Annotated in this window: 21 protein-coding genes; 14 read left to right on the forward strand and 7 right to left on the reverse strand. The window is 70.8% G+C overall.

Annotation, left to right across the window (positions count from 1 at the left end):
- Positions 1 to 144: 144 nt before the first annotated feature.
- The gene (locus ACZ418_RS06075) at positions 145 to 981 is read right to left on the reverse strand and encodes a L,D-transpeptidase family protein (RefSeq protein WP_468357600.1); all 837 of its coding nucleotides are present in this window, start codon (positions 979 to 981) and stop codon (positions 145 to 147) included.
- Positions 982 to 1,061: 80 nt separating this feature from the next.
- Between ACZ418_RS06075 and ACZ418_RS06080 the strand changes: the two genes are divergently transcribed.
- A complete protein-coding gene (locus ACZ418_RS06080; protein WP_468357603.1) occupies positions 1,062 to 2,642 on the forward strand; it encodes an acyl-CoA mutase large subunit family protein in 1,581 nt (526 codons plus the stop codon).
- A 46-nt stretch (positions 2,643 to 2,688) separates the two neighbouring features.
- The gene (leuE, locus tag ACZ418_RS06085) at positions 2,689 to 3,339 is read left to right on the forward strand and encodes a leucine efflux protein LeuE (RefSeq protein WP_468357606.1); all 651 of its coding nucleotides are present in this window, start codon (positions 2,689 to 2,691) and stop codon (positions 3,337 to 3,339) included.
- Positions 3,340 to 3,635: 296 nt separating this feature from the next.
- On the opposite strand, the gene ACZ418_RS06090 is transcribed toward leuE, so the two are convergent.
- Positions 3,636 to 5,018 carry an FAD-dependent monooxygenase gene (locus ACZ418_RS06090; protein ID WP_468357609.1) on the reverse strand — a complete coding sequence of 461 codons (1,383 nt, stop codon included), beginning with the start codon at positions 5,016 to 5,018 and terminating at the stop codon, positions 3,636 to 3,638.
- Between the two features lie 71 nt (positions 5,019 to 5,089).
- Here ACZ418_RS06090 and ACZ418_RS06095 point away from each other — a divergent pair, with 71 nt between their 5' ends.
- Entirely contained in the window at positions 5,090 to 5,740 is a 651-nt protein-coding gene (locus ACZ418_RS06095; RefSeq protein ID WP_468357612.1) for a TetR/AcrR family transcriptional regulator C-terminal domain-containing protein, read from the forward strand.
- Between the two features lie 4 nt (positions 5,741 to 5,744).
- Here ACZ418_RS06095 and ACZ418_RS06100 read toward each other — a convergent pair whose 3' ends face one another.
- The 4 genes from ACZ418_RS06100 to ACZ418_RS06115 all read right to left on the reverse strand — a co-directional run bounded on the left by ACZ418_RS06100 (position 5,745) and on the right by ACZ418_RS06115 (position 10,341).
- A complete protein-coding gene (locus ACZ418_RS06100; RefSeq protein ID WP_468357615.1) occupies positions 5,745 to 6,701 on the reverse strand; it encodes a class I SAM-dependent methyltransferase in 957 nt (318 codons plus the stop codon).
- 94 nt (positions 6,702 to 6,795) lie between these two features.
- Positions 6,796 to 7,932, reverse strand: a complete 1,137-nt coding sequence (locus ACZ418_RS06105; protein ID WP_468357618.1) for an acyltransferase family protein — start codon at positions 7,930 to 7,932, stop codon at positions 6,796 to 6,798.
- Between the two features lie 100 nt (positions 7,933 to 8,032).
- Entirely contained in the window at positions 8,033 to 9,367 is a 1,335-nt protein-coding gene (locus ACZ418_RS06110) for an alpha-2,8-polysialyltransferase family protein (protein ID WP_468357621.1), read from the reverse strand.
- Positions 9,364 to 10,341 (reverse strand): glycosyltransferase family 2 protein, encoded by a 978-nt coding sequence (locus ACZ418_RS06115; protein ID WP_468358883.1) that lies wholly within the window; start codon positions 10,339 to 10,341, stop codon positions 9,364 to 9,366. Before ACZ418_RS06115 ends, ACZ418_RS06110 begins: the two co-directional genes overlap by 4 nt.
- A gap of 198 nt (positions 10,342 to 10,539) precedes the next feature.
- Here ACZ418_RS06115 and ACZ418_RS06120 point away from each other — a divergent pair, with 198 nt between their 5' ends.
- The 4 genes from ACZ418_RS06120 to ACZ418_RS06135 are packed head-to-tail and all read left to right on the forward strand — an operon-like array spanning position 10,540 to position 15,343.
- Positions 10,540 to 11,862: a DUF6716 putative glycosyltransferase gene (locus ACZ418_RS06120; protein WP_468357624.1), complete on the forward strand. Its 1,323-nt coding sequence runs from the start codon at positions 10,540 to 10,542 to the stop codon at positions 11,860 to 11,862.
- Positions 11,863 to 11,885: 23 nt separating this feature from the next.
- Positions 11,886 to 13,184, forward strand: coding sequence for a cytidylyltransferase domain-containing protein (locus ACZ418_RS06125; RefSeq protein ID WP_468357627.1), 1,299 nt, complete (start codon positions 11,886 to 11,888; stop codon positions 13,182 to 13,184).
- Positions 13,185 to 13,196: 12 nt separating this feature from the next.
- The gene (locus ACZ418_RS06130; protein WP_468357630.1) at positions 13,197 to 14,135 is read left to right on the forward strand and encodes an N-acetylneuraminate synthase family protein; all 939 of its coding nucleotides are present in this window, start codon (positions 13,197 to 13,199) and stop codon (positions 14,133 to 14,135) included.
- Positions 14,136 to 14,173: 38 nt separating this feature from the next.
- On the forward strand, positions 14,174 to 15,343 hold the full coding sequence (locus ACZ418_RS06135) for a hypothetical protein (protein WP_468357633.1): 1,170 nt from the start codon (positions 14,174 to 14,176) through the stop codon (positions 15,341 to 15,343).
- A gap of 340 nt (positions 15,344 to 15,683) precedes the next feature.
- On the opposite strand, the gene ACZ418_RS06140 is transcribed toward ACZ418_RS06135, so the two are convergent.
- Entirely contained in the window at positions 15,684 to 16,373 is a 690-nt protein-coding gene (locus tag ACZ418_RS06140) for a class I SAM-dependent methyltransferase (protein WP_468357636.1), read from the reverse strand.
- Between the two features lie 234 nt (positions 16,374 to 16,607).
- Here ACZ418_RS06140 and ACZ418_RS06145 point away from each other — a divergent pair, with 234 nt between their 5' ends.
- The 7 genes from ACZ418_RS06145 (at position 16,608) to ACZ418_RS06175 (ending at position 25,551) form a co-directional block, all read left to right on the forward strand.
- Positions 16,608 to 17,843: an amidohydrolase gene (locus ACZ418_RS06145; RefSeq protein WP_468357639.1), complete on the forward strand. Its 1,236-nt coding sequence runs from the start codon at positions 16,608 to 16,610 to the stop codon at positions 17,841 to 17,843.
- Between the two features lie 720 nt (positions 17,844 to 18,563).
- Complete coding sequence (locus tag ACZ418_RS06150) at positions 18,564 to 19,622, forward strand: BMP family lipoprotein (protein WP_468357642.1); 1,059 nt, start codon at positions 18,564 to 18,566, stop codon at positions 19,620 to 19,622.
- A gap of 200 nt (positions 19,623 to 19,822) precedes the next feature.
- Positions 19,823 to 21,382: an ABC transporter ATP-binding protein gene (locus ACZ418_RS06155; protein ID WP_468358886.1), complete on the forward strand. Its 1,560-nt coding sequence runs from the start codon at positions 19,823 to 19,825 to the stop codon at positions 21,380 to 21,382.
- Entirely contained in the window at positions 21,379 to 22,506 is a 1,128-nt protein-coding gene (locus ACZ418_RS06160) for an ABC transporter permease (RefSeq protein WP_468357645.1), read from the forward strand. The genes ACZ418_RS06155 and ACZ418_RS06160 overlap by 4 nt, the downstream gene beginning before the upstream one ends.
- The gene (locus tag ACZ418_RS06165) at positions 22,506 to 23,792 is read left to right on the forward strand and encodes an ABC transporter permease (RefSeq protein ID WP_468357648.1); all 1,287 of its coding nucleotides are present in this window, start codon (positions 22,506 to 22,508) and stop codon (positions 23,790 to 23,792) included. Before ACZ418_RS06160 ends, ACZ418_RS06165 begins: the two co-directional genes overlap by 1 nt.
- A complete protein-coding gene (locus ACZ418_RS06170) occupies positions 23,789 to 24,193 on the forward strand; it encodes a cytidine deaminase (protein ID WP_468357651.1) in 405 nt (134 codons plus the stop codon). Before ACZ418_RS06165 ends, ACZ418_RS06170 begins: the two co-directional genes overlap by 4 nt.
- 74 nt (positions 24,194 to 24,267) lie before the next feature.
- Complete coding sequence (locus ACZ418_RS06175; protein ID WP_468357654.1) at positions 24,268 to 25,551, forward strand: thymidine phosphorylase; 1,284 nt, start codon at positions 24,268 to 24,270, stop codon at positions 25,549 to 25,551.
- Positions 25,552 to 25,616: the final 65 nt, after the last annotated feature.

Genomic DNA, 25,616 nt, shown 5'->3' on the forward strand with positions numbered 1-25,616 from the left:
GGGAGGCCGGGTGCGGGTGGTGGGGGGAGAGGGGGGTTTGTTGTGTGGTAGGGGGGGTGGGTGTCCCCCCTGCCCCCCTTTGTTGTCCGCCGGGGGGGGGGGGCCCCCCCCCCCCCCCCCCCCCCCCCGCCCCGCAATCCCTCGTCACCAGTGGACGACGACCTTGTCGCCCACCCGCACCTGAGCGAACAGCTCCCGGATCGCGGCCTCGTCCCGGACGTTCACGCATCCGTGCGAAGCTCCCGCGTACCCGCGCGCCGCGAAGTCGTACGAGTAGTGCACGGCCTGGCCGCCGCTGAAGAACATCGCGTACGGCATCGGCGAGTGGTAGAGCGTCGACACCCAGTCCCGCGCCTTCCAGTAGACGTGGAAGACACCCTCCCGGGTCGGCGTGTACTGCGCCCCGAACCGCACCGCCGTCGTCGACAGCGTCCGCCCGTCGACCATCCAGCGCAGCGTCCGTGTCGTCTTGTCGATGCACAGCACGCGTCCGGTCATACAGCGCGGGTCGGGCGCGCCGGCCGGCTGACCGCCCATCAGGAACAGCTCCCATGTGCCGGGCGTGTGGGTCATCCGCACCAGCCGCTGCCAGGTGACGGTGTCCGTCCGCCCGGTCTGCGGCAGCCCGCGCTTGCCCTGGAAGCCCCGCACGGCCCGCTCGGTCAGATCGTCGTACGACCCCGTCGGCCCGTCGAACAGCCAGTCCAGCTGGCGCAGCCGGGCCTGCAGCTCCCGAACGCCCGCCCCGCTGTCGCCGCGCGCGTACAGCACCCGGGCAGCGGGCGCGGCCGGCTGCTCCGTCCGGGTGGGATGCGCCCGACCACTTCCCGGGGTCCGTCCCGAAGTCCGTCCCCCGGTCGGGACGTGCACCGGTGACCGGGCCTTGCCGTCGGCGTCCGTGGGGTGGACGGTGCAGCCGCACAGGGCGGCGAGGGCGGCGGCCGAGGCGAGCAGGGCGGCGGGTCTTCCCGAGATCCTCATGCCGAAGATGCTTCCCAGCGTGACCGCGGCCGAACGACGGGGCATGGTGAGGGGTGACAGAACGCACCCCGGAGGCATCCATGACGCGTGAGTCGGAGTCGGGACTGCCCATCGAGCCGGTCTACGGGCCGCAGGACCTACAGGGCTGGAACCCGGCCGGGAAACTGGGCGAACCGGGCATGTACCCCTTCACCCGCGGGGTCTACCCGACCATGTACACCGGGCGCCCCTGGACCATGCGCCAGTACGCCGGCTTCGGCACGGCCGCCGAATCCAACGCCCGCTACCGGCAGCTGATCGCCCACGGCACCACGGGCCTGTCGGTCGCCTTCGACCTGCCCACCCAGATGGGCCACGACTCCGACGCGCCCCTCGCGCACGGCGAGGTCGGCAAGGTGGGCGTGGCGATCGACTCGATCGAGGACATGCGGCTGCTGTTCGACGGCATCCCGCTCGACCAGGTGTCGACCTCGATGACGATCAACGCCCCGGCCGCCCTCCTGCTGCTCCTCTACCAGCTGGTGGCGGAGGAGCAGGGGGCGCGCGCCGACCGGCTGACGGGCACGATCCAGAACGACGTGCTGAAGGAGTACATCGCGCGGGGGACGTACATCTTCCCGCCGAAGCCCTCCCTGCGCCTGACGGCGGACATCTTCAAGTACTGCACCGCCGAGATCCCGAAGTGGAACACGATCTCGATCTCCGGCTACCACATGGCCGAGGCGGGGGCATCGCCCGTCCAGGAGATCGCCTTCACCCTGGCGGACGGTATCGAGTACGTCCGTACGGCGGTGGCGGCGGGCATGTCCGTGGACGACTTCGCGCCCCGCCTGTCCTTCTTCTTCGTGGCCCGTACGACGCTGCTGGAGGAGGTGGCCAAGTTCCGTGCGGCGCGCAGGATCTGGGCCAGGGTGATGCGGGAGGAGTTCGGCGCCCGGAATCCGAAGTCCCTGATGCTCCGCTTCCACACCCAGACGGCGGGCGTCCAGCTGACGGCCCAGCAGCCGGAGGTGAACCTGGTCCGGGTCGCCGTACAGGCCCTGGCCGCCGTGCTGGGCGGCACCCAGTCCCTGCACACCAACTCGTTCGACGAGGCGATCGCCCTGCCGACGGACAAGAGCGCGCGGCTGGCCCTGCGGACGCAGCAGGTACTGGCGCACGAGACGGACGTGACGGCGACGGTTGATCCGTTCGCGGGGTCGTACGCGATGGAGCGGATGACGGACCAGGTCGAGGAGGCGGCCGTCGATCTGATGCGGCGGGTCGAGGACCTGGGCGGTGCGGTCGCCGCGATCGAGCAGGGCTTCCAGAAGGCCGAGATCGAGAAGAACGCGTACCGGATCGCCCAGGAGACCGACTCCGGGGAGCGGGTGGTCGTGGGCGTGAACCGCTTCCAGCTGGACGAGGAGGAGCCGTACCAGCCCCTCCGGGTGGACCCGGCCATCGAGGCCCGCCAGGCGGAACGCCTGGAGAAGCTCCGGGCCGAGCGGGATCAGCGAGCGGTGGACACGGCACTGGACGCGTTGCGGAAGGCGGCGGAGGGGGAGGACAACGTCCTGTACCCGATGAAAGAGGCGCTGCGGGGGCGGGCGACCGTGGGAGAGGTGTGCAACGCCCTGCGGGGGGTTTGGGGGGCCTACGAGCCGTCGGAGGTGTTCTGACCCACCCCGGACCGGACTGTCGTACCCCCGTGCGACACTCCTTTCCATGTTCGGCGTCATCGATCTTCCCACCTATCTGGCAGGACTCGTCCTGATCGTCCTGCTGCCCGGGCCCAATTCCCTGTACGTCCTCTCCGTGGCCGCCCGGCGCGGCGTGCGGGCCGGATACACCGCAGCCGCCGGTGTGTGGTGCGGGGACACCGCGCTGATGACCCTGTCCGCCGCCGGAGTCGCCTCCCTGCTCAAGGCCAACGCCCTGCTCTTCGGGATCGTGAAGTACGCCGGTGCCGGATATCTGACCTGGCTGGCGATCGGGATGCTGCGGGCCGCCTGGCAGATGTGGCGGACGCGGAGAGAGAAAGCCGTGGCGGAGGAGGCCCCGTCCGGCACCGGAGATGAGCGCCCGTTCCGGCGGGCGCTCGTCATCAGTCTGTTCAATCCCAAGGCGATCCTGTTCTTCGTCGCCTTCTTCGTGCAGTTCGTCGACCCGAACTACGCCTACCCGGCCCTGTCCTTCGTCGTCCTCGGCGGGTTCGCGCAGCTGGCCAGCTTCCTCTATCTCAGCGCGCTGATATTCAGCGGCACGCGTCTCGCCGCCGCGTTCCGGCGCCGCAAGCGGCTGTCGGCGACGGCCACTTCGATGGCGGGCGCGCTGTTCCTCGGGTTCGCGGTGAAGCTGACGCTGGCCAGCGCCTGAGTCGTCAACCGTCAGTGGGTGGTCGTGGCCCGTTCGATCATGCGGTCCATGACCGGTGCCGGGATCGCCGGGTTGCCGGCGGCCTCCTCGGCGGTGTGCTCGTCGAGGAGCAGGCGTACCAGGGTCGCCGGCGGCAGGGCGGGGTTCCGCCGGGCCGCGTGGGCGACTCCGTGGTGGGCGCCGAGGAGGCGGGATCGTCGAGCGAAAAGGGCCGCCGGGGCGGGCCGGTTGAAGCCGAGGCCTGTCAGCCAGGCCTCGGCAGTTGCGTCGGGCAGGCGCGGGCCGCCCCGGCACCCTCACCCCGCCGCGAAGGCTCCCGTCCGTGCCGCGTACGCGTCCAGGCCCGCCGTCGTCCCGCCCGCCCAGCCCACGTAGCCGTCCGGGCGGACGAGGAAGACGCCCGGGCCGTACGACTCCGGCGCCGTCGGGAACGCCCGCACGCCGGTGACCGGGGCCTGCGCGCCCAGCAGCGTCCAGTGCGGGCCCCGGAACGCGTCGAAGAGGCGGGCGCCGGACACCGTGCCGTCCGGCGCGCGGTCGCCCGCCCGGACGCCGGTCGGCTCGTCCCGCGTCTCCACGCTCAGGGACGACTCCCGGTAGCCCAGCCCCAGTTGCACCGTCGCCCTGCCGCGTCGTACCTCGCCGCGGTGCACCCCCGTCGACAGGTCCAGCATGGCCGCCGCGTTCGCCCGGCGCTCCTCCTCATAGGTGTCGAGAAGGGCATCCGGCGCCCCGGCCCGCAGCACCGCGCCCAGCTTCCAGCCCAGGTTGTAGGCGTCCTGGACGCTGGTGTTCAGGCCCTGGCCGCCGGCCGGGGAGTGGACGTGGGCGGCGTCGCCCGCGAGGAACACCCGGCCCACCCGGAAGCGGTCCGCGAGGGCGGCGCGGGGGTGGAAGTCGGAGGACCAGCGCAGTTCGGTGACGTCCTCGGTGTCCAGGTGGGTGTACGCGGCGACCAGCTTGCGGATGCCGTCGAAGGTCAGGTCGGGTTCCGCGCCCTCCGGAAGGCGTGCCTGCAGCTGGAAGTCTTCCGTGCCGGCGAGCGGGCACAGCATGACCCCGCTTCCCTCGGACCCCGGGAAGGTGTGCCAGTGGTCCCGGTCCAGGCCCGTCAGCCGTACGTCCGCCACCAGGAACGGTGCCGGGTCGACCGTCTCCCCGGCCATGCCCACGCCCACCGCGCGCCGGACCACCGAGCGCCCGCCGTCGGCCGCGACGACGTACCCCGCGCGGGCGGTCGTACCGTCGGCGAACCGCACGGTCACGCTCTCGGCGTCCTGTTCCAGGCCGGTCACCTCGCGTCCGAAGTCCACCCGGCCGCCCAGCTCCAGCAGGCGCGCGTACAGGATCTCCTGCGTGCGCCACTGCGCGACCATCCACGGCTCGGCGTACGGCGTGCCCTCGTCCGCCTCGATCCGCTCGAACATCGGCCGCTCGCCGACCCGCTCGCCGTCCTTCCAGGTCACCCGCGTCGGGTAGGGGCCGCCCGCCGCACGGATCGCGTCCACTGCGCCCAGGTCGTCGAAGACCTCCAGGGTGCGCGGCTGGAGACCCTTGCCGCGCGAGCCGGGGAACAGTCCCTCGGCCCGCTCGACGACCAGTGCCTCCACGCCCCGGCGGGCCAGGTCGATGCCGAGCGTCAGGCCGGTCGGACCTGCGCCCACGATCAGAACATCCATCGCAAATCTCCTTAACGTCGTTAAGTGCCGTCGCCCACGAGAGTGCCCTTAACGCTGTTAAGCTGTCAAGTGTGAGCCCCGAGAAACGTGCCCCCCTGGACCGCCGACGCGTCGCCGACACCGCGCTGCGGCTGCTGAACGAGGTCGGCCTGGAGGGCCTGACCCTGCGCGCCATCGCGAAGGAACTGGACGTCAAGGCGCCCGCGCTGTACTGGCACTTCAAGGACAAGCAGGCGCTGCTGGACGAGATGGCGACGGAGATGTACCGGCGGATGGTCGCCGGCACCGCCCTCGATCCCGCCGACACCTGGCAGGAGCGGCTGCTGAAGGCGAACCGCGGACTGCGGGCCGCCCTGCTCGGCTACCGCGACGGCGCCCGGGTGTTCAGCGGCTCACGCTTCACGGGTACGGAGCACGCTCCCGCGCAGGAGGCGAACCTGCGGCTGCTGACGGAGGCCGGCTTCACCCTCGTCCAGGCCGTCCACGCGGGCCGTACGGCCCACGCGTACACCATCGGTTTCGTCATCGAGGAGCAGGGCGTGCAGCCCCTCCCGGGCGAGCGCCGGGAGGGGTACGACGTCGAGGAACGGGCCCGGCGCCTGGCCGAGTACCCGCTCGCCGCCGAAGCCGGGAAGCTGCTCTTCGACGGTTACGACGAGCAGTTCGAGGAGGGGCTGGCGCTCGTGATCGCGGGCATCGAGGCGCGGTACCGGATCGGCTGAGCCGTTACCCCCGGGCGGCGCGGGCTTTGCGGATCGCCCGCGTGACCACCGGCGGCAGCAGGTCGACGGCGACCCGGCGGACCCGGCTCGCGCCGCGACGGGGCGCGAGCCGGACAGGCGCCGGTGCCGGTGCGGGAGCCGGCGCCGATGTCGGTGCCGGGGTCTCCCGCGGAAGCGGCTGCGGCTGCGGCTCCGCCGCCTTCGCGTGCTTGGAGGCCGGGAACTCCGGCGCCCGCATGCCCTTGGACTTCAGCCGGACGATCCGGTGCCCGGCGGCCTCCTGGACGCTCAGCCGGCAGTCGGACCGCTCCCGCACCATGGCCAGCAGCTCCTCCTGGACCGGCTCCGGATCGCCCCAGGTGCCGTACAGCTTCTGGGTGCTCAGGCAGATGGGGCGCAGGCCGCGGTTGAGCACGGCCTCCCAGGTGGCGATGGAGACTCCGGGGGTGTGCTCGGAGCGGAAGTCGTCCAGGACGACGATCCCGTCCGGGAGCAGCAGATCGCGGGCGGCGCCTATGTCGCCGTGCACGTGCTCGTACAGGTGGGAGGCGTCGATGTGCACGAACCGGCAGGAGCCCGGTTCGACCTCGCCGGGCACGACCGAGCTGGGGCCCTGCAGCACACGGGGGAGCTCGTCGTGGAAGGAGAGGTAGTTGTCCTCGAAGACGCCCCGGGTCAGTGCGCTGTACGACTTCGTGGACTCGGCCTGGTTGGCGTCGTCCGGGGCGTCGCCCTCGAAGAGGTCGCACACGGTGTACCGCTCGCCCGGCTGCTGGTGCCGGCCGATGAAGATCGCGCTCTTGCCCATGTAGACCCCGACTTCCAGCAGATCACCCCGCATCTGCGCGGTTTCCTGCCGGTTCAGGAACCAGTCGAAGAGCAACTGGTCGAGCACCGGGAACCAGCCGGGGACGTCGTCGAGACGGCGGGGCTGTTGCGTCGTTTCCTGGATGGTGGCCATGCGGGGTGGGCACTCCCTCGGTACGGCGTCTGTGGGATCCCTGTGGGGGGCCTGTGCGGCAAGGGGCTTTACGGTGCCTGCCCGATGGCCCCGTTCAAAACCCAAGACCAGGTGAACGGCTGCCCAACTTCCGCTCCTTCAGCGCCCGCTTCAGCCGCGGGCCGAACGGCCTCTCCACGAACCGGTGGATCAGCCACGCCAGCACCAGCATGCCGAGCACGGTCACCGCGAGCGTCGGCCACGCGGGCAGGCCGAGCCCCCGGCGCAGCACCCGTATGACGAACCAGCCGAGGTGCTCGTGGACCAGGTAGAACGGGTATGTCAGCGCGCCCGCCGTGACCAGCCAGGACCAGGAGGCCCAGCGCGTCCAGCCCACCGCCACGGCGGCGACGGCCGCGAAGGCGACGGTGACGATCAGGACGACGACGTAGGGGTCGCGGTGCGGGTGCGGACCCCACAGGCCGCGGGTGGCCTCGCTCTGGGCGAGCAGCCAGGACATCGCGACGATGCCCCACGCGAGTGGGTCACTGCCGAAGCGGTGTATCAGGTACAGCGCCAGACCGCCTATGAAGAACGGGGCGTATTCGGGCATGACGACCTGGTTCAGCAGCTCGTTGCCGGACGAGTGGCACAGGACGGCCGCCACGGTCCACACGCACGCGAACAGCACCACCCGGCGGTAGGTAACCCCGCGCAGGACGACGAGCAGCGCGAACAGCACGTAGAAACGCACCTCGACCCAGAGCGTCCAGCACACGCCCAGCACCCGGGTCGCCCCCATCGGCTGCTGCAGCATCGTCAGGTTCACCAGGAACTCGTCGAGCCGGACCGGGTGGACGACGACGGGCAGGGCCAGCGATGCCCCCGTGACCAGGGCCAGAGCCACCCAGTACGCGGGGTACAGACGGGCGACCCGGGAGCGGAAGAAGTCACCGAGGGTGCGGCCCCAACTGCTCATGCAGATCACGAAACCGCTGATGACGAAGAAGAATTGCACGCCGAAATTGCCGTACACGGCGGCCCGGGACAGGGCCGGGAAGAGGTGGCCCGGACTCCCGTGCCAGGACGCGGAGACCGTGCCGCCGCGGCCGGTGTAGTGGTAGAGGCAGACCATCAGCGCGGCGACGAGCCGCAGACCGTCCAGGGCGAGCAACCGGCTCCGGGGCCTGGGGGCGGGGGCCGTTCCGGGGGTGGGAGGAACGGCGGTGAGGGTGGGGGATGAAGCAGCCATGGTGTGGGGCGCCTTGCCAGGGTCTCGGCGCCTCACACCCACTACCGGGCCGTTCGGCACACTGTTCGTCAACTGGTCGGTGAACGTTCACCCGGAGGTGTCAGCGGCGCACCGAATTGCGCAGACTGCGCGCCTTCTTCGCCATCCGGCGGACCGTCGGGTTGCGCGGGATGAACGCCAGCTGGGCGGGCACCCCGCCGGGCAGGGCCAGTGAGGACAAGCGCCGGCGCTTGAAGTAGCGCATGGTGCGCTGGTTCAGGTTCCGCGCCAGCCAGGCCTCGGCCTCCGGGCGCAGGCTCGGGTAGATCTTCGGCTGCATCGCGAAGCCCACCGCGCGGATCAGCGCGCCGAGCGCCTCCACGGCCATGCCGGTGCGCTGCTCGGTCACCGCGGCGCCGTCGCCGAGGGCGGGCAGCAGCGCGTCGACGATGGTCACCGGGACGCGGTTGCTGTTCTCGTACGGCGTCAGCTGCTCCAGCAGCACCTCGGTGCCGATCCGGGCGACCGGCAGGCCGTACAGGGCCTGCGCCGTGAGCAGGGCGGTGGAGAAGCAGCCGACGACCAGCGCGGGACGCATCCGCTGGTACAGCACCTCGGCGAGGACCGGGGTGTCGAGCACGGTCAGCTCGACCTTCAGCCGCTCCGCCTCCTGCTCCAGCAGGCGGGTGAAGCGGGCCGGGGCGGACGGATGCGGCTTGAACACCACCTTGGTGTGCCCGAGCGCGACCGCGCCCTTCAGCATCCGCACATGCAGGTTCTCCTCCTGCTCGGCCGTGAGGATGTCCAGCGCCGACAGATACTGGCCGAGCAGCAGCGCGGGCTCCTCGATCTCCGGCAACTCGGCACCGGAAGGCGCGAGTTCGGCCAGAACCTTCGTGAAGGCGGCCGTCTGCAGCACCTCGCCGGGCACGCCGAACTCGGTCAGCAGCAGCGGCTTCAGGCCCGGCACCAGGTCCAGGTGGAGCACCCGGTCCACGCGGGTGCCGACCAGCGGGTCGATCTTGTTGCGGGTGGGGCCGTAGCTCATCAGACCGTCGGCGTAGACCGTCACCGGCGCACCGTTGAAGATCTGCGCGAGCGCCAGCGACGGGTTGACCTGGATCGACTCGACGGCCAGCTCCACGTCCTCGTCGCCCAGCCGCCACTCGTGCCGCAGGAAGCGTTCCCACAGCGGCATGTCGTCCGTGCGGGGCGCCCAGCCGCCCGGGTGGAACGGGAAGATGGTCTCGTTGTACGAGATCACCTCGTCGAAGCGGTCGCGCAGCTTCTCGAAACCGGGTGCCTCGTCCAGCGCGGGCGTGGTCTCGGGCGTGGCCGCGTTGTTGCAGACCAGCAGGATCCGCCGGTCGGCCGGGCGGAAGCAGCCGGAGTCCAGGGCGGCGGCCAGCGTGGCCGTGCCGTACAGCGTCGACGCCTGGAAGATCTGGGTGGTCACGCGGCGGCCCCCGCGGAGGCGGGACGGCGGCGCAGCCGGCGCAGCTTGGTGGCGCGCTGGAGGTCCATGGAGTCCAGCGCCTCGTCCAGCACGTCCTGCGGCATGCGGCGCAGGGCTGCGGCACTCATGGATTTCAGTTTCTTCGCCACCGCGGGCTCGAACCTTTCGATGGATCCCAGATGATGGGAAATGATGGCGCAATAGGTGCGGACGGCCTTCGGCAGCAGCTGATCGGCGTCCCGGTCCTCGGCGGTTTCCGCGATGACCTGATCGAACGCGCGAATGAAATCGAGCTGCCGCACATCGCCGATCTGGGTGAGCGAGGAGGCCACTCCGCGTCGGTAGAACACGCCGAGCATGCTCACCGCGGCGAAGGATTCCGCCTCCCGGTGCAGCTTCCAGATCCACGGCCGGTCCTCGGCCGTGCGCAGTCCGTCGGTGAAGTGCAGCAGCCCCTTGTCCACCAGCCGGCGGTGGTAGACGCCCGCCCACGCGTACGCGTAGTCGACGGACGTGGACCGGTCGGCGGGCAGGATCGCCTCCCGCGGGTCCATCACCACGTTCCGCCGGCCGACCGGCACCCGGTTCACCGTGCGCGAGCGAGCGGTGCACTGCACATGGTCGGTGCGGATGAAGTCGCAGCCGAGCTCCTCCATGGCCGCGACCAGCTGCGGGAAGTAGCCGGGGGCGAGCCAGTCGTCGCCGTCCAGGAAGGTGAGGTACTCGCCGCGCGCCCGGTCGATACCGGTGTTGCGGGCGGTCGCCAGCCCTCCGTTCTGCTCGTGCCGGACGTAGACCGCTCCGGGCAGCTCGCGCTCCGCGCGCGCGAGAATCTCTGGTGTCCCGTCGCGCGAACAGTCGTCGACGAGAATGAATTCGAAGTCCTCACGCGCGTTCGCCTTCAGGCTCCTGAGCGTGTCGGGTGCGTATTGCTGCACGTTGTAGAACGGCACGATGACGGAGAGCTTGACCACGGCTTGAACGTTAGGACGAAGCCCGTCATTCGTCTTGACCGCCTGCTTGATGCTGGGTGAACGGCATGTGGCGAAGCCGTGAACCGGGCTGTTTTCCCGTGCTTCAGCGGCCCGATTCGCCATTCGGCGATGTGCTGTTAACCGTTTGTTGCATTCGGGTTGGGCGGAACCTCGGAATGGCTTCCTAGCGTCTTCGGCGTGCCAGCAAGTGCTACGAAGTCCCTGCGGGTCGCCGTCCTCGCCGATTCCGACACCCGGTGGAAGTGGGGCGCGCTCACCGCGCAGCGCCTCGCCCCCACGGATGCCGAGATCCGGCTCGACGGCTACCTCCTGCGGGGGCGCGCCACCCCGACAGCCCGCCAGCTGCAGGAGGTCGGCGTCCGGGCGGACTCCCTGCGCGAGGTCACCGGCGTCGAGTTCCTGCGTGCGATGGGTGCAGCCGTCGAAGACCAGTACGACGTGCTCATCCTCGCGCTCGTCGGCGGCGGCGTCCAGGCCATGCTGCACGGACTGCGCGCCACCTGGGCGGGCGCCGGCAAGCGCCCCGTGGTCGTCACCGGCTATGTCGGTGTCGTCTACGAGAAGCTCGCCGACGGCCTGCTGCTGCGGCACGGCGCCGACCTCGTCCTCGCCAACTCCCGCCACGACGCGGACCGGTTCCGCGCCGTGTACGAGGGCGTGGGCGCCGACGCCTCCTCGGTCACCGAGGTCGCGCTGCCCTTCCTCGGCGGAGCGCCGTACACCGGTGAACACGAGCCCTACACCGTGGTGTTCGCGGCCCAGCCGTCCGTCCCGGACAGCCGCAAGGACCGTACGTACCTGCTGAACCGGCTGATCGAGCACGCCCGCAGGCACCCCGAGCGCGAGGTGCTGCTGAAGCTGCGCTCCAAGCCGGGCGAACACACCACCCACATCGAGGAGCTGCCGTACCAGAAGCTGGCGCAGGGCACGGACCTGCCCGCCAACTTCCGCCTGGTGTACGGCCACATGGGCGAGGTGCTGGACCGCACCGACCTGCTGGTCACGGTCAGCTCCACGGCCGCCCTGGAGGCCCTGCACCGCCGTATCCCCACGGTCGTCCTGACCGACCTGGGCGTGCGCGAGGTGCTCGGCAACCACCACTTCACCGGCTCCGGGTGCCTCGCCTCCTGGGACCAGCTCGACGCCGGGCACCGGCCGGCGCCGGACGCGGAGTGGGTGGCCCGGCAGGGCGTCGCGGCCGACGGTTCGTACGCCACGGCCTTCGACACCGCCCGCGAGCGCATCGCCAAGCTGCTCGACCGCCCCGGCGGCCTGCCGCCCCTGAACCCCTACTACACCCCCGAGACCGCGCCCGGCTATCTGCCCGGCATCCTCGCCCGGCACCACCTCGGCCCCGACGGCGTCCCGCTGCCCGGCGCGCCCGCCGCCGACAAGGAGCCCGGACCGGTCCGCCAGATCGTGCGCCGCGCCGCGCGTGGCGCCTACCGCCACGGCGTGCAGCGGGTCGCTCCGGTGATCCGCCGGATGGGGGAGCTGTGACCTCTTTCCAAGGAGTGGACCCCATGTCGAACCCGGAAGCGGGCCAAGGCGCGACGGTGCGCCGGGTGCTCGCGGTGATCCCCGCCCGCGGCGGCTCCAAGGGCGTGCCCGCGAAGAACCTCGCCCCCGTCGGCGGGGTCCCCCTGGTGGCGCGCGCGGTGCGCGAGTGCCGGGCGGCCCGCCTGGTGACCGACGTCGTCGTCTCCACCGACGACCAGGCCATCGCCGCCGCCGCCCGGGAGGCCGGCGCCGAGGTCGTGCTGCGCCCGGCCGCCATCGCCGGGGACACGGCGACCTCCGAGGCCGCGGTCCTGCACGCCATGGACGCCCATGAGGCGCTGCACGGCGCGGCCGTCGACGTGGTCCTGCTCGTGCAGTGCACCAGCCCCTTCATCGCCCGCGAGGACGTCGACGGGGTTGCGTCGGCGGTGATCGAAGGCGGCGCGGACACCGCGCTGACGGTCGCGCCGTTCCATGGGTTCGTCTGGCGCGACGCGGTCGACGAACTCGCCGCGCCCGGCGAGCCGTCGGCCAACGGCGCGGCGGCGGGCGGCAGCCCCGCCGTTCCCGCGCCGACCGCCGGAGGCCATGGCGTCAACCACGACAAGTCCCACCGGCCGCGCCGCCAGGACCGCCCGCAGGACTTCCTGGAGACCGGTGCCGCCTACGCGATGGACGCGGACGGCTTCCGCAAGCACCAGCACCGCTTCTTCGGCCGTACGGAACTCGTCCGCACCGACCCCGCGCGCGTGCTGGAGATCGACGACCCGCACGACCTGGCCCGCGCCCGCGCGCTGGCCCCGCTGTTCGACGCGGACCGCCCCGGTTCGCTGCCGACCGCCGACGACATCGACGCGGTCGTACTGGACTTCGACGGCACCCAGACCGACGACCGGGTGCTGATCGACTCCGAAGGACGGGAGTTCGTCTCCGTGCACCGCGGCGACGGACTCGGCATCGCGGCCCTCCGCAGGAGCGGCCTGAAGATGCTGATCCTGTCCACGGAACAGAACCCTGTGGTCGCCGCCCGCGCCCGGAAGCTGAAGCTTCCCGTGCTGCACGGCATCGACCGCAAGGACCTCGCGCTGAAGCAGTGGTGCGAGGAGCAGGGCATCGCGCCGGAGCGCGTGCTCTACGTCGGCAACGACGTCAACGACCTGCCGTGCTTCGCCCTCGTCGGCTGGCCCGTGGCGGTCGCGAGCGCCCACGACGTCGTACGCGGCGCCGCACGCGCGGTCACCACCCTCCCCGGCGGTGACGGCGCCATCCGAGAGATCGCCAGCTGGATCCTCGGCCCCTCTCTCGATTCCCTCCCCAAGTAAGGACATCCCCTGATGAGCACCAACTCCCGTCTGCGTACGTTCGGTTCCCGCGAGGTCGGCCCCGGCCGTCCCGTCTACATCTGCGGTGAGATCGGCATCAACCACAACGGTGAGCTGGAGAACGCCTTCAAGCTGATCGACGTGGCCGCCGAGGCCGGCTGCGACGCGGTCAAGTTCCAGAAGCGCACCCCGGAGATCTGCACCCCGCGCGACCAGTGGGACATCGAGCGCGACACCCCCTGGGGCCGGATGACCTACATCGACTACCGCCACCGCGTGGAGTTCGGTGAGGACGAGTACCGCCAGATCGACGAGTACTGCAAGGAGAAGGGGATCGACTGGTTCGCCTCCCCGTGGGACACCGAGGCCGTCGCCTTCCTGGAGAAGTTCGACGTCCCGGCCCACAAGGTGGCCTCCGCGTCCCTGACGGACGACGAGCTGCTGCGCGCCCTGCGCGGCACCGGCCGTACGGTCATCCTCTCCACGGGCATGTCGACCCCGAAGCAGATCCGCCACGCGGTCGAGGTCCTGGGCAGCGACAACATCCTGATGTGCCACGCCACGTCGACCTACCCCGCGAAGGCCGACGAGCTCAACCTCCGCGTGATCAACACGCTGGAGAAGGAGTACCCGAACGTCCCGATCGGCTACTCCGGCCACGAGACCGGCCTGCAGACCACTCTCGCCGCGGTCGCGCTCGGGGCGACCTTCGTCGAGCGTCACATCACCCTCGACCGCGCCATGTGGGGCTCCGACCAGGCCGCGTCGGTGGAGCCGCAGGGCCTGGAGCGCCTGGTCCGCGACATCCGCGTGATCGAGGCCTCCCTGGGTGACGGCGTCAAGAAGGTCTACGACTCCGAGCTCGGCCCGATGAAGAAGCTGCGCCGCGTCGCCGGTGTCGTCGCCGAGGCGGAGATCGCCGCGGCGGCGGGCGAGCCGGTCACGGTCTGAGTGTTTTGATCCCCTTACGACGGGACGGTCGTACGCCGATGAGCCCCCGCGCCGGTCACGCCGGCCACCCTCCCCGCACGCTCGCCTTCGTGGAGAGCCCGGTCCAGCTGCTCAACGTGCTGGAGTGGGCGCATCTGCACGGCCTGCGCGGCGCGCGGCCGGACCCGCTGCCGGGCACGGACCCGCTTCCGTCCGTGCCCGCGCAGGTACGGCGGACGGTGGCCGGCGACCCGCCGCGTACCGGCGCGGAGCTCACGGTCGTCGTCCTGTCCCCGACCGACCCCATGACCCGGGGCCAGCTGCGCCGCATGGCGGACCTGGCCCGGGACGAGGGGTACCGGGTGCGCTGGGAGGAGGCGCGGGGCGGCACGACCGCGCCCTTCTCGACGATCGGCGGCCTGGCGGGGGCCCTGAGAAGGGCCGACCGGATCGTCATGGGCGACCCGTTCTCGCGGTATGTGCAGTTGCTGCTGACGATCACGCGGGCGAAGGACCTGGTCGTGGTCGACGACGGCACGGCGACGATGGAGTTCGTCGCCCAGCTGGCCCGCGGTGAGCGGCTGGTCCGCTGGCACCGCAAGGGCGGCCGCCCGGGGGCGAGGGACCTGCTCTTCGCTCCTGTCTCCTCCTCGGCCCGGCGTCGGCTGACACCGAGCGCGCGCCGCAGGGTCGAGGTCTTCTCCTCGATGCCGGTGACGGAGACCCCGGACGGGGTGTCGGTCACGGCCAACGACTTCTCCTGGACCCGTGCCCGCTTCGGGCCGCCCCGCATCACCAAGGGGGCGGACATGGTGGGGACGTCCTTGGTGGAGACGGGCGTCGTGGACGGCGACCGCTATCTGGAGGCCGTCCGCACCCTTGCCAAGGCCCACGGCGCGACCCGCTACTTCGCCCACCGCCGCGAAAGCACGGACAAGCTGCACCGCCTGGCCGCCGAGACCGGCCTGGAGATAGTCCGCCCGGACCTCCCCCTGGAGCTGATCGCCCGCCGGGGCCCGATCGGCCGTACGATCCTCAGCTTCCCGTCGACGGTCGTCCACACCCTGCCGCTGGCACTGGCCGGCACGGGCGTGCGGGTGGCGGTGTGCGACATCGACCCCGCCTGGCTCACGGAGAACGCGTCGCCGCGAGCGCAGGGCTTCCTGTCGGGCGTCACCGGCACGGCCCGGGACGTACACCGCCTGACGGCGGTCACTAGCCTGGCCTAGGCCATGGGGCCGAGGGGCTGATGATTCGCAGCCCTGCCGCGAGGTGTTCCCGGGCAGGGCTGCTGCATCCCGTGCCGGATCAGTCGTTTGCCAGATCGCACGCCCTGCCGGCGTGTGCCGCTCATCTCGGTCATGATGAAACGGCACCCTTTCGTGTCCAGACATTTCTGTCGGCTGAACTCCCGTTGGGACGGGAGCAGTTCGAAAGGCCACCCGTTGGCCTCGGGCTTTCATGAGGCGGGACGGGGACGGGGGCCTCGGTGTGGCTGTCGGCTGACGTGCGGATTTGCCGCAGGGGGCTGGTACAGATCTGCCAATCGGGTTCTGTCACCGGATCGGCTCAGGCTCCGGCGGCGGGTTTGCGGGCCAGTACGAATGCCCTCGGCAGGGTCTCCTCGTCGGCTGGTTCCCGGCGCACCGTCGCCACCAGTTCCAGGCCGGCCTCCGTCAGTGCCGTGGTGAGCTGCTCGGGGGTGCGCCAGTAGTAGTCGAGGTCGATCTGGTGGCCGAAGCGCTCCGGGAGGTGCAGATGGCCGGGCGCCCCGGCGGTCTGGAAGGCGAGGAGGGCGTGACCGCCGGGCTGCAGGGTGCGGTGGAACTCCGCGCAGGCCGCCGGCAGGTGGGCGTCGGGGACGTGGATCGTCGAGTACAGGGCGAGGATGCCGCCCAGGGTGGCGTCCGGCAGGTCCAGGGACGTCATGGAACCGATGTGGAACCGCAGTCGGGGGTAGGTGTCGCGGGCCATGGCCACCATGGCGGGGGAGAGGTCGACGCCGAAGGCCGGGACGCCCAGCTCGTCCAGAAGCGCGGTGACATGGCCGGGGCCGCTGCCCAGGTCGGCCACGGGGGCCGTGCCGTGCTCGGTGACCAGCTCGGCGAAAGCGGCGATCAGGGAGCGGTCCAGGGGATGCCGGCCGCCGGCCGGGAACTGGGCGGCGTAGTCCTTGGCGATCGCGTCGTAGGAGGTCCGGGTCGCCCGGAGGAAGGCCTCGGTCGCTTCGGTGCGGAGGTTCTCGGTCGCGTCGGTCACGCGTGCGGACCCTACCGGCCGGGGGCGCGGGAGGAGGTCCGGTTCGTGGACATGGCGCGCGTGAGTGCGGGGAGGCGTGGTATGCGTGGAAGAAGAAACAGAGGTTTTTACCCATCAGTGTCCGCCGCCATGCGTCCGCCGGTCAGATTTTCTTCCCCTAACGGGCTGAAGTTTTGTTGATCGAGGGGTAGTCGACCAGCCGGGCGTCCTACCCTTCAGAGGGTGAAGCAATTGATGTCCCTAGAGTCCGAGGCCGGCCTCGCGGGGGATGTGCTCCCCGGCGTGCTGAGCGAAGCCCTGTACGCCGAACTCGTCGCCTTCCGCCGCGACTTGCACATGCACCCTGAGCTGGGCAATCAGGAGTTCCGTACGACCGCCGCGATCAAGGAGCGGCTGGAGCAGGCGGGGCTTCGGCCCCGGGTGCTCGTCAAGGGAACCGGACTCGTCTGTGACATCGGCACGACGGAGGGTGAGCGGCCGGCCCTGCCGCTGCTGGCGCTGCGCGCGGACATCGACGGCCTGCCCATCCCGGACACCAAGAGCGACTGCCCGTACCGGTCGACCGTGCCCGACCGGGCACATGCGTGCGGGCACGATGTGCACACGACCGTCGTGCTCGGTGCCGGGCTCGTGCTCGCCGACCTGCACGCCAAGGGCCTGCTGCCCCGGCCGGTGCGGCTGCTCTTCCAGCCCGCCGAGGAGGTGCTGCCCGGCGGCGCGCTGGACGCCATCGAGGACGGGGCACTGAAGGGGGTCGAGCGGATCCTCGCCGTGCACTGCGACCCCCGCGTCGACGCCGGGAAGATCGGGCTGCGGCACGGCGCGATCACGAGCGCGTGCGACCGGCTGGAGATCGCCCTGGACGGGCCCGGCGGGCACACCGCCCGGCCGCATCTGACCACCGATCTCGTCACCGCCGCCGCCCGGGTCGCCGTCGACGTGCCCGCGCTGATCGCCCGCCGCGTCGACACCCGGGCTGGGCTGGCGGTGACCTGGGGGCGGATCGAGTCGGGGCACGCCCCGAACGTGATCCCGCAGCACGCCGAGCTGTCCGGGACCGTGCGCTGTCTGGACCTGGAGGCCTGGCGGCAGGCCCCCGACCTCGTGCACGCGGCCATCGACGAGGTCGCCACCATGCACCGCGCCAAGTCCGAGATCACCTATGTGCGCGGTGTGCCGCCCGTGGTCAACGACCGGGAGTCCACCGAGCTGCTGCGCCGGGCGATGGCGGCGCGCCGCGGCCGGGACTCCGTCGAGAGCACCGAGCAGAGCCTCGGCGGCGAGGACTTCTCCTGGTACCTGGAGCACGTCCCGGGCGCCATGGCCCGGCTCGGTGTCCGCAAGCCCGGCGAGCGCACCGTGCGCGATCTCCACCAGGGCGACTTCGACGCCGACGAGCACGCGATCAAGGTCGGCGTGGAGATGTTCACGGCAGCGGCCTTCCTGGAGCCGAACGACGTACAGGGCTGAGCCTGCGGACCCGGGTTGTCTGCGAGACAGGCCGCCAGGGTGGTTCGGAGGCGGGCGTCCGGGGTGGTCGGAGATGGGCGTCTGGGGTGTCTGGGAAGCGGGTGCCCGGGGTGGTCGGAGATGGGGGCTGGCCTTTCTGTGAGAGGGGTGCCTGGGGTGGCCGCAGACGACGTCTGGAGTGTCTGGGAGCCAGGTGTCCTGGGTGGCGGGAGAATGGCTCTGGGTCTCTGGGAGCCAGGTGTCTGAGGTGACCGGATGCGGGCGCTCTGGGGTATCTGGGAGACAGGCGTCTGGGGTGACCAAAGATGCGCCTGGGGTGTCTGGCGGGTGTCCGGGGTGGCCGGAGACGGGCTCCTGGCGTGTCTGCCAGACGGGCTCTTCGGGTGTCTGCCAGACGGGCTCTTGGGGTGTCTGCGAGGGGGCGTCCGGGCGCCCTGGAGACGGGCGCCCGGGGCCTCGGGCGGTTTCCCCTGACCGGCGCAACACACCCGTAAGCCATTCGTACACGCTCCGCAACAGCGCCATGAGACGACGGGGAGACCGAGTTCAGACGCTGTTTGCCTCGAATCGATAACGGCTTCGCGAGAGGGTTTTTTGCGACATCTACGCGCGTTACGATGCCGCGAAGCCGACGCCGCCGGGGCGTTTCGGCTCGAGCACTGGCATGGTGCTCACATCAAGCGCCGACACGGCGCTCAGGTCAGGTGAAGGAGCCTTCCCGTGCGCCGGGTAGCCAAGCTTTCTGCTGCGTGCCTCGTGACCGCAGCTCTCGCAGCGACTGCCACCGCGTGTGGCAGCACGTCCTCCGACAACAACGCCAGCCCCTCGTCCTCGGGCGGCGCCAAGGGCGGCATCAAGATCGGCCTCGCATACGACGTCGGCGGCCGTGGTGACCGTTCCTTCAACGACTCCGCCGCGCGCGGTGCCGACAAGGCGGCGAAGGAGTTCGGCGGTTCCATCAAGGAGCTGACCGCCAAGACCTCCGACACCGAGGCCGACCGCGAGCAGCGCCTCTCGGACCTGGCGCAGGCGGGGTACAACCCGATCGTCGCCGTCGGTTTCTCCTACGCGCCGGCCGTGACCAAGATCGCCAAGCAGTACCCGAAGACCAGCTTCGGCATCGTCGACTCGGTCGTGAACGCGAGCAACGTCGACAGCATCACGTTCACCGAGGAGCAGGGCTCCTACCTGGCCGGTGTCGCCGCGGCACTGAAGACCAAGAAGGACCACGTCGGCTTCATCGGCGGTGTCGACGTCCCGCTGATCAAGAAGTTCGAGGCGGGTTACGTCCAGGGCGTCAAGGACACCAACCCGAAGATCAAGGTCGACACCCAGTACCTGAGCCACGGCTCGGACTTCTCCGGCTTCGCCAGCCCCGACAAGGGCAAGGAGGCCGCGCAGGGCATGCTCGACAACGGCGCCGACGTGATCTACTCGGCCGCCGGCTCCTCCGGCAACGGCGCGATCGAGGCCGTCAGCGGCACCAAGGGTGCCTGGGCCATCGGCGTGGACTCGGACCAGTACAACATCCCGGGTCTGGCCAAGTACAAGAACTCGATCCTGACCTCCATGGTCAAGAACGTCGACGTCGGTGTGTACGACTTCATCAAGTCCGTGCACGACGGCAAGCCGCTGGCCGGCCTCAACGCCTACTCCCTCGCCAAGAACGGTGTCTCGCTGGCCACCAGCGGTGGCTTCATCAACGACATCCAGCCCAAGCTGGACGCCGCGAAGCAGAAGATCGTCTCCGGCCAGATCAAGGTCAAGACCACTCCGTGACCCGTCCGGTACGGCCGGACCGCCGATGTGACGGTCCGGCCGTACCGTGGGACTTGAGGCTCGGCGGAGGCGCCCTTCGGAGCCCCCGCCGAGCCATAACAATGTGTCAACTCTACGCGTGTAGCATGGAGTTGCCGCGCTAGCGTCGCCGACGCCCAAGCCCTCCCCTACGCAGCCCCTTTCCCCGAGGAGAGTGCGCCATCAACGCGTCCAGCCCTCCCGCTGCCGTCGAACTGCGCGGCATCACCAAGCGTTTCCCCGGCGTCGTCGCCAACCGCGACATCGACATCACGGTCCGCACGGGCACCGTCCACGCCCTGTGCGGTGAGAACGGCGCCGGCAAGTCCACCCTGATGAAGATCCTCTACGGCATGCAGCAGCCGGACGAGGGCACCATCACGGTCAATGGCGAACAGGTCACCTTCCACAACCCCGGCGACGCCATCGCCCGCGGCATCGGCATGGTGCACCAGCACTTCATGCTCGCCGACAACCTCACCGTGCTGGAGAACGTCGTCCTCGGCGCGGAGAAGCTGTACGGCATCGGCAACAAGGCCCGCACCAAGATCAAGGAGATCTCGGACGCGTACGGCCTGAACGTCCGCCCGGACGTGCTGGTGGAGGAGCTGGGCGTCGCCGACCGCCAGCGCGTGGAGATCCTCAAGGTCCTCTACCGCGGCGCCAAGACCCTGATCCTCGACGAGCCGACGGCCGTGCTCGTGCCGCAGGAGGTCGACGCGCTCTTCGACAACCTGCGCGAGCTGAAGTCCGAGGGCCTCACCGTCATCTTCATCTCCCACAAGCTGGGCGAGGTGCTGTCGGTCGCCGACGAGATCACCGTCATCCGGCGCGGCACCACCGTCGGCACGGTCTCGCCGCAGGGCACCACCCCCAAGCAGCTCGCCGAGCTGATGGTCGGCGCCGAGCTGCCCACCCCGGAGACCGCGGAGTCCACCGTCACGGACGTCCCCATGCTGAAGGTGGAGGGGCTGCACCTCGCGCAGACCGACCTGGAAGGCATCGAGCGGATCATCCTGGACCAGATCTCCCTCACCATCCACAAGGGCGAGGTCCTCGGCATCGCCGGTGTGGAGGGCAACGGCCAGTCCGAGCTGGTCGAGGCGATCATGGGCATGCGTCACCCGGACGCCGGCGTGATCACCCTCGACGGCACCGACATCTCCCGCACCCCCACCCGCGACCGCCGCGAGGCCGGCATCGGCTACATCCCCGAGGACCGCCACCGCCACGGCCTGCTGCTGGAAGCCCCGCTGTGGGAGAACCGCATCCTCGGCCACGTCACCGAGAAGCCCAACGCGCGCGGCCAGCTCCTCGACATCAAGGCCGCCCGCGCCGACACCGAGCGGATCATCCAGGCCTACGACGTCCGCACCCCCGGTATCGACGTGACCGCGGCCTCGCTGTCCGGCGGCAACCAGCAGAAGCTGATCGTCGGCCGCGAGATGAGTCACGACCCCAAGCTGCTCATCGCCGCCCACCCCACCCGCGGTGTGGACGTCGGCGCCCAGGCGGCCATCTGGGACTACATCCGCGAGGCCCGGCGCGAGGGCCTGGCCGTCCTGCTGATCTCCGCGGACCTGGACGAGCTGATCGGGCTCTCCGACACCCTGCGGGTGATGTACCGCGGCCGCCTGGTCGCCGACGCCGACCCCGCCACCATCACCCCCGAAGAGCTGGGCTCCGCCATGACGGGTGCGGCCACCGGCCACCTGGAGCACACAGAGGACGACGCGCGATGAACAAGCTGACCTCACGGATCGACAAGGAGCGGCTGCTCCTCGGCCTCGCCGCGCCGGTGCTGGCGGTCGTCGCCGCCCTCGTCGTCACCGCCCTGGTGATCCTCGCGACCGGCAAGAACCCCGGCTCCGCGTTCAGCGACATGGTGACCTACGGCTTCGCCAGCGACAGCCAGGTCTACATCCTGAACAAGGCGACGACGTACTACCTCGCGGGCGTCTCGGTGGCCATCGGCTTCCGGATGAACCTGTTCAACATCGGCGTCGACGGCCAGTACCGGCTCGCCGCGTTCTTCGCCGCCGTCCTCGGCGGGGCGCTGACCGTGCCCGGCTGGATCGCCATCCCGCTGATCCTCATCTGCGCCATGGCGACCGGCGCGCTGTGGGCGGCCATCGCGGGCATCCTCAAGGTGACGCGAGGCGTCAGCGAGGTCATCTCGACCATCATGCTGAACTCGATCGCCACCGCGATCATCGCCTACCTGCTGCAGCCCGGGAAACTGGCCCAGCTGGAACAGGGCGGCACCGTGGTCTCCACCAAGCCGCTGCCGTCGTCCTCGTACTTCTTCAGCATCAACACCGGCCCGGCCGGGCAGCTGTGGGGCTTCATCTTCATCGCCGCCGCCGTCGGCATCGCGTACTGGTTCGTCCTCGGCCGCACCCGGTTCGGCTTCGACCTGCGCACCGTCGGCCAGTCCGAGAGCGCGGCCTCCGCGAGCGGTGTGTCCGTGAAGAAGATGATCGCCACCAGCATGATCATCTCGGGTGCGGTGGCCGGTCTGATCGGCATGCCGACCCTGCTCAACGACTCCCACGCGTTCAGCAACGACTTCCCGGTCGGCATCGGCTTCACCGGCATCGCCATCGCGCTGCTCGGCCGCAACCACCCGATCGGCATCGCGCTCGGCGCCCTGCTCTGGGGCTTCCTGGAGCGCACCACCAACCACCTGGAGTTCCAGGGCTACGACAAGGAGATCCTCGGCGTCATCCAGGGCGTCATCGTCCTGTGCGTCGTGATCGCCTACGAGGTCGTGCGCCGCTACGGCCTCAAGCGCCAGCAGCAGAAGGTCGGCGCCGAACTCGCCGCCGCGCCCGCCGCCCCGACGAAGAAGCAGGAGGTGGCGTGATGACTGCCACGATGACCGACACGCCGCCGCCCGCGGCGCCCAAGGCGGCGGGCGCGCCGCAGCGCTCGGGCCGCTCCTTCGGCCAGATCCTCCTGTTCGTTGCGGGTGCGCTGCTGCTCCTGGCCGCGGTCCGCATGATCACCGGCTCCAACCAGCTCGACTCCGCCGGGCAGGTCGGCGCCGCGCTCGGCCTCGCCGTGCCGATCGGCCTCGCCGGTCTCGCCGGTCTGTGGTCCGAGCGGTCCGGTGTGGTCAACATCGGCCTCGAGGGCATGATGATCCTCGGCACCTTCGGCGCCGGCTGGGTCGGCTGGCAGTCCAGCCCCTGGCTCGGCCTGCTGTGCGGGATCGGCTTCGGCGTCCTCGGCGGCCTGCTGCACGCCGTCGCCACCGTCACCTTCGGCGTCGACCACATCGTCTCCGGTGTCGCGATCAACCTGCTCGCGCTGGGCGCCACCCAGTACCTCGCCAAGCTGTTCTTCGCGGGCGGCAGCGCGGCCAACGCGGGCGGCAACCCCAAGCAGTCGCCGCCGGTGGACTCGCTGCCGCAGGTCACCGTGCCCGGCCTCGCCGACGGCCTTGCCTCGATCGAGAAGCACCACTGGTTCCTGGTCTCCGACCTCGCCGGCATCGTCGGCGGTCTGATCACCAACCTGTCCGTGATCACGATCCTGGCCGCGGTGCTGTTCGTCGGCAGCTGGTGGCTGCTGTGGCGCACCCCGTTCGGTCTGCGGCTGCGCTCCTGCGGTGAGAACCCGACCGCCGCCGAGTCCCTCGGCGTCAACGTCTACAAGTACAAGTACGCGGCCGTGGCCGTCTCCGGCGGCCTCGCCGGCCTCGGCGGCGCCTTCCTGGCGCTGGTCACCTCGCACACCTACCTGGAGGGCCAGACCGGTGGCCGCGGCTACATCGGCCTCGCGGCGATGATCTTCGGCAACTGGCGTCCGGGCGGCCTCGCGATGGGCGCGGGCCTGTTCGGCTACTCCGACGCCCTCCAGCTGCGCAACGGCGGTACGACCGTCCACGGGCTGCTGCTCCTGCTGGTCATCCTGCTCGTCGCCCTGGCAGGCTGGAAGCTGTACCGCACTTCGCTGTGGCAGGGCGCGATCAGCCTGATCGTGGCGGCGCTGGTCCTGCTCTGGTACCTGGTCACCGACGAGGTCCCGAGCGACTTCGTGGGCGCCACGCCGTACGTCGTCACCCTGCTGGTGCTGTCGCTGTCGGCGCAGCGCCTGCGGATGCCGAAGGCGGACGGCATGCGCTACCGGAAGGGTCAAGGCAAGTGACGCAGAAAGCCGCCGGGTTCGACTGGGAGGCGCTGCGGGAGGTGGCGCGCGAGGCGATGTCCCACGCGTACGCCCCCTACTCCGGCTTCCCGGTCGGCGTGGCGGCCCGGGTCGACGACGGACGCACCGTCACCGGCTGCAACGTGGAGAACGCCTCCTACGGCATCGGCCTGTGCGCCGAGTGCGGTCTGGTCTCGGACCTGCAGCGCACGGGCGGCGGCCGCCTGACGCACTTCACGTGCGTGGACGGCACCGGCGGCCTGCTGGTCCCCTGCGGCCGCTGCCGCCAGCTGCTGTACGAGTTCGGCGGTCCGGACCTCCTCCTGGACACCCCCGCGGGCGTCCTCCCGCTGTCCGAGATGCTGCCCCAGGCCTTCGGCCCGGACCATCTCACCAAGTAAGTCCCGTACGGCCCCCCTGCCCCGCTCGCAGGGGGGCCGCACACTTCGCACCTCCCGGAAGGAAGCCACCAGCCATGGCCATGGACGCCATCTCCGTGATCCGCACCAAGCGGGACCGCGGCGAGCTGACCGACGAGCAGATCGACTGGGTCATCGACGCGTACACCCGCGGCGAGGTCGCCGACGAGCAGATGTCCTCGCTCGCCATGGCGATCCTGCTCAACGGCATGAACCGGCGCGAGATCGCCCGCTGGACGGCCGCCATGATCGCCTCCGGCGAGCGCATGGACTTCTCGGCCCTGTCCCGCCCGACGGCCGACAAGCACTCGACGGGCGGCGTCGGCGACAAGATCACGCTCCCGCTGGCCCCCCTCGTCGCCGCCTGCGGTGCCGCGGTCCCGCAGCTCTCGGGCCGGGGTCTGGGCCACACGGGCGGCACCCTGGACAAGCTGGAGTCGATCCCGGGTTGGCGCGCGCTGCTCTCGAACGAGGAGATGCTGTCCGTGCTGGAGGGGACCGGCGCGGTGATCTGCGCGGCGGGCGACGGCCTGGCCCCGGCGGACAAGAAGCTGTACGCGCTGCGGGACGTGACGGGAACGGTGGAGGCGATCCCGCTCATCGCTTCCTCGATCATGTCGAAGAAGATCGCCGAGGGCACGGGCTCGCTGGTGCTGGACGTGAAGGTGGGCAGCGGCGCCTTCATGAAGACGCTGGACGACGCCCGCGAACTGGCGACCACGATGGTCGGCCTGGGCACCGACCACGGCGTGAAGACGGTCGCGCTCCTGACGGACATGTCGACCCCGCTGGGCCTGACGGCCGGCAACGCGCTGGAGGTCCGCGAGTCGGTGGAGGTCCTGGCGGGCGGCGGCCCGGCGGACGTGGTCGAACTGACGCTGGCCCTGGCGCGCGAGATGCTGGAGGCGGCCGGGGTGAAGGACGCCGACCCGGCGAAGGCCCTGGCCGACGGCTCGGCGATGGACGTCTGGCGCCGCATGATCGCGGCCCAGGGCGGCGACCCGGACGCGGCGCTGCCCACGTCGAAGGAACAGCACGTGATCAAGGCCCCGGCCTCCGGAGTCCTGACCCGCCTCGACGCCTACGGCATCGGCGTCGCGGCCTGGCGCCTGGGTGCGGGGCGTGCGCGCAAGGAGGACCCGGTCCAGGCGGGCGCGGGCATCGAGATGCACGCCAAGCCGGGCGACACGGTGACCGAGGGCCAGCCCCTGCTGACCCTCCACACGGACACCCCCGAGCGCTTCGAGTACGCGCTCCAGGCGGTGGAGGGCTCCTACGACATCGCGGCACCGGGCACGGACTTCAAGGCGACGCCGGTGGTGCTGGAACGTATCGCCTGACCTGGGCTTTCGTCGTTCGGGTGAACGGGACCGGTGGACCGCCGCCGGTCCCGTTCTGCATGCTG

It is taken from the genome of Streptomyces sp. NPDC030820 (assembly GCF_055572075.1).